This is a genomic window from Desulfosporomusa polytropa (assembly GCF_055380075.1).
Map to the genome: position 1 here is coordinate 251,418 of NZ_AP042399.1, position 10,334 is coordinate 261,751.

Annotated in this window: 14 protein-coding genes; 3 read left to right on the plus strand and 11 right to left on the minus strand. The window is 40.7% G+C overall.

The window, feature by feature from the left end:
* Nucleotides 1-9: 9 nt before the first annotated feature.
* From ACZ449_RS01430 to ACZ449_RS01480, 11 genes are all read right to left on the minus strand, one after another.
* Nucleotides 10-1,965 carry an ATP-dependent helicase gene (locus ACZ449_RS01430; protein ID WP_464256729.1) on the minus strand — a complete coding sequence of 652 codons (1,956 nt, stop codon included), beginning with the start codon at nt 1,963-1,965 and terminating at the stop codon, nt 10-12.
* Nucleotides 1,966-1,975: 10 nt separating this feature from the next.
* Entirely contained in the window at nt 1,976-2,530 is a 555-nt protein-coding gene (locus tag ACZ449_RS01435) for an adenylyltransferase/cytidyltransferase family protein (RefSeq protein WP_464256730.1), read from the minus strand.
* A gap of 317 nt (nt 2,531-2,847) precedes the next feature.
* Nucleotides 2,848-3,048, minus strand: a complete 201-nt coding sequence (locus ACZ449_RS01440; RefSeq protein ID WP_464256731.1) for a DUF2997 domain-containing protein — start codon at nt 3,046-3,048, stop codon at nt 2,848-2,850.
* Nucleotides 3,049-3,079: 31 nt separating this feature from the next.
* A complete protein-coding gene (locus ACZ449_RS01445) occupies nt 3,080-4,024 on the minus strand; it encodes an SPFH domain-containing protein (protein WP_464256732.1) in 945 nt (314 codons plus the stop codon).
* A complete protein-coding gene (locus tag ACZ449_RS01450) occupies nt 4,017-4,157 on the minus strand; it encodes a hypothetical protein (RefSeq protein ID WP_464256733.1) in 141 nt (46 codons plus the stop codon). Before ACZ449_RS01450 ends, ACZ449_RS01445 begins: the two co-directional genes overlap by 8 nt.
* A 22-nt stretch (nt 4,158-4,179) precedes the next feature.
* A complete protein-coding gene (locus ACZ449_RS01455) occupies nt 4,180-4,353 on the minus strand; it encodes a hypothetical protein (protein WP_464256734.1) in 174 nt (57 codons plus the stop codon).
* 4 nt (nt 4,354-4,357) lie between these two features.
* Nucleotides 4,358-4,624 (minus strand): hypothetical protein, encoded by a 267-nt coding sequence (locus ACZ449_RS01460; protein ID WP_464256735.1) that lies wholly within the window; start codon nt 4,622-4,624, stop codon nt 4,358-4,360.
* 52 nt (nt 4,625-4,676) lie between these two features.
* Complete coding sequence (locus ACZ449_RS01465; protein WP_464256736.1) at nt 4,677-5,078, minus strand: DUF1257 domain-containing protein; 402 nt, start codon at nt 5,076-5,078, stop codon at nt 4,677-4,679.
* 24 nt (nt 5,079-5,102) lie between these two features.
* Nucleotides 5,103-5,813, minus strand: coding sequence for an FAD-dependent thymidylate synthase (thyX, locus tag ACZ449_RS01470; protein ID WP_464256737.1), 711 nt, complete (start codon nt 5,811-5,813; stop codon nt 5,103-5,105).
* On the minus strand, nt 5,814-6,212 hold the full coding sequence (locus tag ACZ449_RS01475; RefSeq protein ID WP_464256738.1) for a hypothetical protein: 399 nt from the start codon (nt 6,210-6,212) through the stop codon (nt 5,814-5,816).
* 6 nt (nt 6,213-6,218) lie between these two features.
* The gene (locus ACZ449_RS01480) at nt 6,219-7,835 is read right to left on the minus strand and encodes an AAA family ATPase (protein ID WP_464256739.1); all 1,617 of its coding nucleotides are present in this window, start codon (nt 7,833-7,835) and stop codon (nt 6,219-6,221) included.
* Between the two features lie 102 nt (nt 7,836-7,937).
* On the opposite strand from ACZ449_RS01480, the gene tnpA reads away from it, so the two are divergent.
* The 3 genes from tnpA to tnpC all read left to right on the plus strand — a co-directional run bounded on the left by tnpA (nt 7,938) and on the right by tnpC (nt 10,329).
* Nucleotides 7,938-8,306 (plus strand): IS66 family insertion sequence element accessory protein TnpA, encoded by a 369-nt coding sequence (gene tnpA, locus ACZ449_RS01485; protein WP_464256740.1) that lies wholly within the window; start codon nt 7,938-7,940, stop codon nt 8,304-8,306.
* Nucleotides 8,300-8,656 carry an IS66 family insertion sequence element accessory protein TnpB gene (gene tnpB, locus ACZ449_RS01490; RefSeq protein ID WP_464256741.1) on the plus strand — a complete coding sequence of 119 codons (357 nt, stop codon included), beginning with the start codon at nt 8,300-8,302 and terminating at the stop codon, nt 8,654-8,656. Before tnpA ends, tnpB begins: the two co-directional genes overlap by 7 nt.
* 128 nt (nt 8,657-8,784) lie before the next feature.
* Nucleotides 8,785-10,329, plus strand: a complete 1,545-nt coding sequence (gene tnpC, locus ACZ449_RS01495) for an IS66 family transposase (RefSeq protein WP_464256894.1) — start codon at nt 8,785-8,787, stop codon at nt 10,327-10,329.
* The last annotated feature ends 5 nt before the right edge of the window (nt 10,330-10,334 follow it).

Consider the following 10,334-nt stretch of genomic DNA (forward strand, 5'->3'; position numbering starts at 1 on the left):
ATATGAGATTTAACCTATTTTTGTGACATACTCAGGGTTTATTTCTTGAATAAATCTTGATTCTTTACAATAGTTTGGAACTCCATTCATGGGCATCATTTTTGATCTTGTCATGAATAAAAATTCTTCTGCTCTTGTCATGGCAACGTACCACAGTCTTCTTTCTTCATCGATGCTACTAACAGTATCAGCTTTGTAATGAGGAATAATTCCTTCATTGCTGCCTGCAATAATAACTACAGGAAACTCCAAGCCTTTACTACTATGCATAGTCAACAGTTGAACTTTATTATCTTCCTCCGCTTCTTCCGTATCGTCGGTTTCAACGTTGTTAAGAGCCATGTTGCAGATGAAGTCTTCTAGCGTGTCATACTGACTTGCTATCTCGACTAGTTCTTCTACATTAGCAATTTTTTCTTCGGCATCTTTCTTTTCGGTATCAATAAGATAATCATTGTACTTAAGAATATGCACGATTTCACGAATTGCTCTAGAAGGAGTTGCTTCATTTGTAAGAATAAAATCATTCAAATGTTCGATAATTGCTATGAATCTCTCAAGTCCTTTTTTTGCTGCGCCCTTAAGAGTAGCGGATTGACAGGCCTGCATAAGCATGTTTACACCATTCATATTAACATGTTTTAAGTCGCTAAAGCAAGAAAAAATTTCTTCAAATGCTTTTTCGCCGATGCCACGCTTAGGAGTATTGAGGATTCTTTGAAACGCCTGAGTGTCCTGAGGGTTATAGATGAAACGTAAATAAGCCATTATATCTTTAATTTCTTTTCTTGCATAAAAAGGGCAGCCGCCGACAATCGTGTATTTAATGCCGTTTCTTAATAAGCCTTCTTCTATTGCTCTAGACAGATAAGACATACGGTATAGAACAGCGATGTCGCCACGTTTAATTTGTTTCTCACCTGGCTTTAGCTTCCTTCTTGTTAGCCCCAATATAAGCTTAACTATCCGAAGAGCTTCAGAATTAATGTCTGGCTCCTCGAAATACATAAGGTTTTCACCTTGTTTGTTGTCGGTGAATACAGTTTTTTCGAGTTGCACTGAGTTGTTAAGTATAACGCTCCTGGAAGCAGCCACAATCGTTTTAGTGCTACGGTAATTTTGTCCTAACGTAAATTGTTTAAGTTCCATTTTATCAATGAAAGTATAAACGCTATTAATGTTAGCGCCTCGAAAACCGTATATACTTTGATCATCATCAAGACATAGACAAATATTCATTTGTGGACCACCAAGATGAATGATAAGCTCCAGGTCTCTTTCAGAGCTATCTTGAGCCTCATCAGCGATTATGAATTGATAGTGTTGATTGATCTCCGCCTGGACCTCAGGAAACCGCTCAAACAGCCTAATCGTAAAATAAATCAAGTCATCAAAATCAAATGCGTTTTGTTCTTTCATCTTTTGTTGATATTGCTCATAGCAACCAGCAACATATACTTCATAATCACTCTTAGCCCTAGCCATTGCTTGGGCGGGCGATATCATGTAATCTTTCCAGTTAGAAATATAACTAGAAATCGCTTGAGGTTTTATATTTATGTTGGTTACAATTGTTTTTAGCAGTTTGATCTTATCCTCTTCGTCATATGTACTAAAATTGGTTTTCCAACCAATATAGTCGCAATATTTACGAAGTGTACGCGAACAAAAGCTGTGATAAGTGCCTACAGTAATCCCGGCAGACTTAGAACCGATCTTTAATTCGACACGCTCTTTGATCTCATTTGCACCCTTACGAGTGAAAGTAAATATTAAAATATTACTAGGGCTAATACCCTCTTCGATCATATATGCAGCTCTACCAATTATTGTGGCCGTTTTTCCGGACCCTGGTGCTGCTATAATAGCTGATGAACCATAATAATCAACTACTGGTTTACATTGTTCTTCATTAAGACCATCCAGTATGAGCTGCTTTACGGTTTTCTTTCTTGCCGTGTTCATAACACCCTCCTTAAGCGATATCACGATATGCTTCCGCACTTAACAACTCGCGGCGTAAACGATCGTGATGCTTATGTAAACGAGGATTGCTAAATGCGAGCCAATTGTCAATATCATCGTTAACAAGAAACTCACGCATACGCGTAGCAGATATATCGATCTTACTTCGAGATATGATTACTTCGGTAACATTTTTAATGTCGACAGGATCGAACCACTTTGAACGTGATTCGTCGTTTCCGTATATAAATATTTCCGGTTTTTTCTGGGCAAATTTCTTTACGTTTCCCAGCACATACCTGCCCCAATCAAATGTGATATCGTCTTCATGAGTAAGATCTGGCAATGGTTTAATCATTACATTGTCCTGTGGGTAAATTTCACGTATCATTTCGATTCGAGTTTGTACATCGAAAGGGTTCCGTAATGTTCCAGCCTCTTGAGCTGATCCCACTAGAATAAGTAATCTATCGGCAAGCCTTAGTGCAGTATCGATAACATGTTCATGGCCGATATGAATATGTTGAAAGCGACCACAAAACATGGCCAAATCAAATGCTCTCATGAATATCCTCCTAATAAAATAATAAAGCAAAGGCGGGATTCGAACCCGCTCAGTTAAGACAAATCTACTACATGCAGCGCCCCGAGGTTCGTTTCCTCTGGTCACACCTTAGTCACAATACTAGACCTGGTTTTATTGTGACGGTATCACTGTGCAATTTCACAGCAGGTTACGGCTGCCATCGGCCTTGTCAATTCAAGGCAAGTCTTTAAGCCAGCAAATATTCGGAGTACATATATTTCCTCCTTATTCACTCACGCTCACCATATTTTTCTTGCGTGTCGTGTTCGCCACCACGATTGCTATGCTTTGTTTTATTACATGCCGATTGTTACAGGAGCTTCATCTTCTGGTCGATAATAGGCATCAGTCTTACCTTCTGCAGCCATAACTCCGCCAATAGCAAGTTCAAGGTTTTTAGTTTGCTCTACACAAGAGCTTCCAGAGAAGCCTTCCAATGTTTCCATGGTATGGTTCCCTTTATTATCAACAACAAATCTAATACGTTTTTCACTCATCTTAAGTGTCCTCCTAAAATTTTATTATTAGTTATTTACCAAGACCAAGATTTAACATCATGCCATTGCTGGTGCCGCTGCCATTAACAATAAGTGTAGTGGGCAACGCTTTGATGTTTTCCTTAAAGGCCTGGGCGTAAGTGTATTCGGTTAACTGAGGAGTAACGGATTCAGCAATTACACGGTTTGCATATGCTTGAGCATCCGCTGCCATTCGTTTAGCATTGGCATCTCCTCTTGCAATTTCGATTTGTTTGTCGGCAGCGGCAATCGCTGCTGCTTTTTCGAATTGCATTTGTTTTTCGTAGTTTTGAGCATTTACAACAGCCTGTAAGATCTTTTGAGTTTCTGGATCTGGCGGAGCATCGATAATTTGAGCTTCAGAAATATCTATACCTTCATCACCAAAACTTCTTTGAAGTGCAGGCAATAATTGCAAGTTTATCTTCTGACGCTCGTTAACAATTTGCATCATGCTGTAATTAGAAGAAATATTATTCAATAAACCGAGAATATTGGTTTTCATGAAAGTTGTTTCGATTGTTTCAGCACTCTGCCCACGAAACCGTGTATAAATATGTGGTAACATTTCTTTATTCATTGAATAGTTAATACTGAGTTTGACAGTAATTGGTTTGCCGTCCTTATTGTTAATAGCAAGGTCATAAACAACGGTTTCAGTACTAACCGGATATTCTTTTACGTTTTCCCATGGCCATACCCAACTGCGGCCAGCATCAAGGACTCTTTCTTTAATACCGCCATTCCAGCTAAGCAGGATGCCAGCATAACCAGGGCGTACAGGTTCAGTAAATGAAAAGAATAAAACTGGCAATAGCAAAAGCACTATTAAAATTACTGCAGTGCCTTTTATGAATGAAGGTCTTACTGTTTGCGGCTCATTGTCATCATTATAGCCGTAAACATTTCTTTGTGTTTTTTTATTGCTGAATAAATTAAAAAGTGATTTAAACATTATTTTTATCGTCCCTCTCGCAAATCGATTTATATTCTTTTTTGGCAAATTCGCCAATTTTATCTGCGTAGAGTTTAGACAGTAGATACCATGCTACTGCAATAACCAAAACAAAGCTTATTACTAATGCCATGTTACTCATCCTTTAAAACTTGTTAATAAGCAAATTGTTTGCCACAGTCTTCACAGACATATTCGTGGCCATCCCATTCTTCTTCATTACATCCTTCTACTTCGTCGTACTCGCCAACTTCGACAAAAACTCCTCGACCTTTAGTTACATGTTGTTGTCCACAACTAGGACAAAACAGTTTTTTGTCATCGTCCATAAAGTCACTTCCATTCTGGAGGATTATTGTTAAAGCTAACAATTGTGCCGTCCTCACGGTAATCCATGCCCATATATGTGCCGCAATTACCGCAGAAAGCGTTCTTATAATCTGGTCCTTCTTCTTGGGCTTTGATAATCAAATCATTTTCAGTAAGACTATTTTTAGTTCCGACAACGTGGCCGGCCTCATTTAATCTAAAACCTACAATAATTTGTGCATCGACCGTTATCTCATCGATACCAGCGCCGCATTTAATACATGTAAGCATTGTATTTTAGTCTCCTTTAGCAAATCAGGGGCGGCAGCCGCCGCCCAGCCGATCAATATGCGTAAGCTTCAAGAATAATGTTGCCGTCTTTATCGGTTTCGTTCTTATCAAAGAACCAACCCTGATTTTCGGCTTGTTGAATAATCTTATGCTTTTTATAGTGTTGAGCAAGATTATCAACGAAGTTGCGTTCATTGAGGCCACTTCCCCAGAAATCACCTTCTAGGACCAATTTGGTTTTGCCGTCTTCTTGTTTGAAAATAAAACCGAGCTGCAATTCCCGTCCATCTTTCTTGATACCGGCGTCAACATTTGCGCCTTCGCTGCCATAAGTACTACCTACATGTTTAATGCTAGTATCATAAGTAACACCGACATCATTGCAGGCCTTAGTGAGCAAATCCATTTTAACATCATCCAATACGTTACTTGAATATTTTCTCCAATGCGACATAATTATCAGTCTCCTCTAATTTTATTATTTATTATTTTGAAAGCTTTTAAGAAGCGTAGCCAGCGTCGGAGCACGGCCACAGCTCATTACTGATTCAGGGCAATATCCTGCCACACAACTTGCTCCAGCATGACGGAACATATTAGGAGCTACTTCTTTCACTTGTTCCAACATTGTATTAGCAAGAGCACGAATTTCCCATTGAGCCCGCGAACAACAACGATGATGGAAGAAGTTATACAGAGACCTGGAATTCATCGTTATGATGATCTTGGTCTCTGTAGCATTAGCAAGTACATAACGGGCATCTTCTTTTGGTACGCCCAACTTAACTAACTCATTATAACGATCGGTAACCAAATCCATGAACTGGTTATACACCGAATATGCCATTGGATTTCGTTCGATAGACGGCGGCAGAATAAAATCGGCGTCGGTCTCCGAACAATATCTTTGGCTTCTCTGCGAGTAACTGGCTAAGCGATGTCGTACGAGCTGGTGTGTCAAAACACGAGATATTCCCTGGGCTGACCAGGTCCAATTTGTATGTTCGAAAGGACTTTCATGATGAATCGATTCGAGTTTTGTTATGAATTCTTCCACTCTTTGAGGTGTCATGTTTTGCATTAATGTCATAGCGTCATCTTCGCTATAGCATAAGCGAGCAGCTGCCGCCACAAGACGTTCAGGTTCCGGAGTATGCGACATCAAAACGCATTCTAATTTTGTTTGCATTTATTTCCCCTTTTCGTTGTCTACATAGTGCGCTATCAACATCTTAAATATATTGCATCGAAATTCATCGAATGCTTGCTGTGACATACCCATCGGCCGTTTATTAGCCAGTGCTTGCTCCATTGTACGATCGATCATCTGATCAATTAACAGCTCTTTTATCATACTGCTAGCATCTTGAAAAAGAGCTGTTGAATCAAGATAATCAACAAGTTCTTGGATTCTCTTGCGAGATTCTTTGAGTTCTCTATTCCCATACAATTTAGCTGTTGCTATTTTAGTCTGTATGTCGGTTTTTGGTGATTCTGTGGATTTTACAGAGTTACTAACCGGGATTGCTTTGCGGTTAGTAAAATCTGCAATTTTTAGCACACCCGGCGACGATGCTCTTTTTTCCATTAATGATCAACCTCCTAATTGTAGTAGATTACCAAGCAGTTGATCGTCATCATCATTTTCTAAAATAGCATTGTCTGAGATACTAGTGTTTCTTGCTCTGCCACGAGCATAGGATTCTAGCGCTAAAATTTTCTCTTGAGAAGATTTGAACAATGGAATCACTTCACCTACTGCCGATATAACATCAAGCTCAGTCAATTCTCTGTTACCGTCTTCTTTAAAGCGGTTAAAGGCTTTACGCATGGCTACTTTGACAACTTCTTTAATTTCAGCACCAGTATAATTGTCAGAAGCTTTTGCGGCTGCGTCAGCGATACTATCTTCAACAGATCGGCCGGTTTTACCGAAATGGATTTTGAAAATGTCTTTTCGCTCACTCCTAGAGGGTAAACTAAAATACCATTGAGCATCAAGCCTACCTGCACGAGTAAATTCTGGAGGAAGCTGACTAACATCATTAGAGGTCATAATGACAAATACACCGGTGTCATCATTAAGGAATCGTAAGATCTCAGCTAGAACGCGATTAGTAGTGCCTGAGTCGCTTTGGTTTGAAGATTTAGCGCCACCTAGCATTTTTTCTACTTCGTCCATAAGGAGTACGCAAGGAGCACATGCTCTAACAACGCGTAGGGCTTGAGAAACTTTCTTTTCACTATTTCCAACTAAGCGATCCATAATCTTTGACATCGACAAAATGATTAGTGGCCACCCCATAAGGTTAGCAAAAGCTTCAGCACCAGCAGTTTTTGATGTACCGGGAATACCTAGGGCCATAAAACCCTTCGGAGTAGCTACTCCGAATTCCTTAGCTTCTGGACCAAATGCGTCTTGTACTTCAAGCACCCAATCTTTAAAAGCCTGATTGCCGCCGATGTCGTCCATAGTAAATTGCGGAATAACATAGTCAAGCACACCAGATTTTTTAACAAGCTGGATTTTCTCTTCCATAATTGCTTGGAGAGAAAATTTATTGTACTTAACAAGCGATTTAGCAAGCATATCGGTTATCTCGTTTTGAGTAAGACCTACGCAAGCATCGATAAGATGACGTTGCTCTTCACGAGTCGGTATTATGAATTTCTTGCCGCTTTCATTGGCTCGCTCAAGACCATTACTCATAGCTACAATAGTACGTTCTATATCAAGCTTCGAAGGTACATCATAGTTAACAACGGTAAATAGCTTTTCGTGCTCAATCGGGATATTAACAACCGGGCTGATAACAATAATTGGATTGTAGTTTTTGCCGGGATTTTCTTTCAAATCACGAATGGCTCGTTTTACTTCGTGAGTATCATTTAATAAATGCAAATCACGAAGTACGAAAACATTTTTCACCATAGATTTGTTTTCGCCGGAGGTATCATCTTGTAAGCTCTTAATAAAATCAAATAGAGCCCTGGGATGCATCAGTTGCTTATTGGGCGGTTCAGGTATCTCACGACTTGTGAGAGGCATTTTACGCAGCCCTTCTGTGTGTGACCATACTTGCAGATTTAGACCTACGACTCTTGAGTTCAACATTTCTTTGAGATCTTTAATGATCTCGTTTTCCTCATAAGAATCTATCCAAATGCAATGAATCTTTGCTTTAAGCGTAAGCGTCAAATAAATCGTCACATGTACAACCAGGCCTCCGGATGAGACAATAGGTCTAAGAGAATCACATAGAGTTTGTTGGAGTCATTTGGATTCTTAGAAACTCGCAGGAGGTCTACTTTTATGAGCGTACAGAAAGTGACGCATGAAGTTCGATTGGAGAAATGGCGCAATATTGTTACGGCTTGCCGCAACAGTGGCAAAACCATTAAAACGTGGTGCAGCGAAAATAACATTAACGTGAAAACATACTATCATTGGCAGAAGCTTGTATGTCAGGAGACTTGCCGGGCAATTTCGGTAAGTCTCCCTGCCTCCAGCGAGGCTGTTCCCGTACAGGGTTCGGTATTTGCAGAAATGAAGATGCCTAAGCATCGTGCGGAAACATTGGCTGTTACGATTGAGCGTAACGATATGCAAATCCATGTTTATCAAGGCGCTGATATGGTAACCGTGGAGGCTACGCTTCTGGCACTGAAACATTTATGTTAGGTGATATATCTAAAATCGAACATATCTTTCTCGCCTGCGGCCACACCGATATGAGAAGATCTATTGATGGTCTGGCAGCGACCATACAGCAATGCTTTCATCTAGATCCGTTCTCCAACAGTCTGTTCCTGTTTTGCGGCCGTCGGCGTGATCGAATCAAAGCGCTCTTTTGGGATGGAGATGGCTTTGTACTTTTGTATAAACGGCTGGAGAACGGTGGCTTTCAGTGGCCCAAAGATGAAAAAGAGGTCAAACACATTACGCCACAACAGTTTCGTTGGCTAATGGAAGGGTTAAGCATTCAACAGCCGAGGGCGCATAAAAAAGTCGATAAAATACAAATCGTCTAATTTGCTAAAAGTCCTAAATATCCTGCAAAATCAATGGATTTAACGGAATTTCCATGGAAAAAAGCCATAAAATATGGTATAATTATTACATGAAAATTCTAGTGAACGGTACTAATACACAAGAAGAAATGATCTTTGTTTCTCGTACTGAATATGAGGCACTAAAAATACAAAATGAGGAACTGACTCAACAGGTCAAGTGGCTGATGGAGCAAATGCGTCTTTCCAAACAAAAACAGTTCGGCTCCTCCAGTGAAAAAAGCAAATACGATCAGTTTAATCTTTTTAACGAGGCGGAGGCAACAGCAGATGAACGGGTGCCCGAGCCTGAATTGACTGAAGTTCAGAAGCATTATCGTAAGAATGTCAAAGAAAGAAAAGAGACCATTCCTGCCGATTTACCAATAGAGGTTGTAGAACATTTTTTACCGGAACATGAGCAGGAATGCCCGGAATGTGGTTCAAAACTGCATATTATGGGTAAAAATGTCCGCCGCGAATTGAAGATCATCCCGGCCAAGGCAGTTATCGTAGAACATATTGACTATGTATATGCCTGCCGCGACTGTGAAGTCAATGCATGCAGCGTGCCTATTATCAAGGCACCAATGGACAAGCCGGTAATCAAAGGAAGCTTTGCTTCTCCAGAAGCAGTTGCTCATATTATGACACAGAAATTTGCAAATGGAATGCCACTGCATCGCCAGGAGCAAGATTTGAGCCGTATGGGCATAGCTCTTTCCAAACAAACTATGTCTAACTGGCTGATTCGGTGTTCTGAAGATTGGCTGGAGCCAATCTATGATGCCTTTAAAGAGCTACTTTCCATACAGCCAGTGCTCCATGCAGATGAAACCATTTTACAGGTACTTCACGAGCCGGGCAAATCTGCGCAAAGCAAAAGCTACATGTGGCTGTATAGAACTGGCGGGTGTGCTAGTATGCCTATTGTGCTGTGTGATTATCAGCCAGATCGGAAGGCGAAGCACCCATTAGAATTTTTGCAGGAGTTTAGCGGCTACCTTCATACGGATGGTTATGCCGGGTATCATAGCTTGCCGGAGCGAATCATCATTGTAGGTTGCTGGGCGCACGCCAGAAGAAAATTTGACGAGGCGCTAAAAGGCCTTTTGGAAAAAGACCGGGAAGGCTCTGGGGCGCAACGTAGCAAACAATATTGCGATAAGCTATTTACTATTGAGCGCCAACTAGCTGATTGTACACCGGAAGAACGCTATAAAAAGCGTCAGGAACTGGCAAAACCAGTGCTTGACGAGTTTTTGTCGTACCTTCATACAGTAAAGGCATCTACCAAGAGCGGATTTGGCAGAGCCGTGCACTATACGTTGGAGCAATGGAAATATCTCGAACGATATCTACTGGACGGAAGGCTGGAAATCAGTAACAATCGCGCCGAACGCAGCATTAAGCCGTTTGTGATTGACCGCAAAAATTTTCTCTTTGCCAACACACCGCGAGGAGCTAAAGCCAGCGCAGTTGTGTTCAGCATAATAGAAACCGCAAAGGAAAATGGGCTCAATCCATATGCCTACCTGACTTATATTTTTAAAAACGCGCCCAACTGGGATATACGAAATGATGTTGAGGCACTACAACGACTAATGCCCAGTTTTGTTCCAGATTACTGTAATACTAATGCCGTTACCAAATGACTTGT

Coding starts and splice junctions, on each gene's coding strand:
- ACZ449_RS01430 (WP_464256729.1), bottom strand. CDS start 1,965: ATGAACACGGCAAGAAAGAAAACCGTAAAGCAGCTCATACTGGATGGT.
- ACZ449_RS01435 (WP_464256730.1), bottom strand. CDS start 2,530: ATGAGAGCATTTGATTTGGCCATGTTTTGTGGTCGCTTTCAACATATT.
- ACZ449_RS01440 (WP_464256731.1), bottom strand. CDS start 3,048: ATGAGTGAAAAACGTATTAGATTTGTTGTTGATAATAAAGGGAACCAT.
- ACZ449_RS01445 (WP_464256732.1), bottom strand. CDS start 4,024: ATGTTTAAATCACTTTTTAATTTATTCAGCAATAAAAAAACACAAAGA.
- ACZ449_RS01450 (WP_464256733.1), bottom strand. CDS start 4,157: ATGGCATTAGTAATAAGCTTTGTTTTGGTTATTGCAGTAGCATGGTAT.
- ACZ449_RS01455 (WP_464256734.1), bottom strand. CDS start 4,353: ATGGACGATGACAAAAAACTGTTTTGTCCTAGTTGTGGACAACAACAT.
- ACZ449_RS01460 (WP_464256735.1), bottom strand. CDS start 4,624: ATGCTTACATGTATTAAATGCGGCGCTGGTATCGATGAGATAACGGTC.
- ACZ449_RS01465 (WP_464256736.1), bottom strand. CDS start 5,078: ATGTCGCATTGGAGAAAATATTCAAGTAACGTATTGGATGATGTTAAA.
- thyX (WP_464256737.1), bottom strand. CDS start 5,813: ATGCAAACAAAATTAGAATGCGTTTTGATGTCGCATACTCCGGAACCT.
- ACZ449_RS01475 (WP_464256738.1), bottom strand. CDS start 6,212: ATGGAAAAAAGAGCATCGTCGCCGGGTGTGCTAAAAATTGCAGATTTT.
- tnpA (WP_464256740.1), top strand. CDS start 7,938: ATGAGCGTACAGAAAGTGACGCATGAAGTTCGATTGGAGAAATGGCGC.
- tnpB (WP_464256741.1), top strand. CDS start 8,300: ATGTTAGGTGATATATCTAAAATCGAACATATCTTTCTCGCCTGCGGC.
- tnpC (WP_464256894.1), top strand. CDS start 8,785: ATGATCTTTGTTTCTCGTACTGAATATGAGGCACTAAAAATACAAAAT.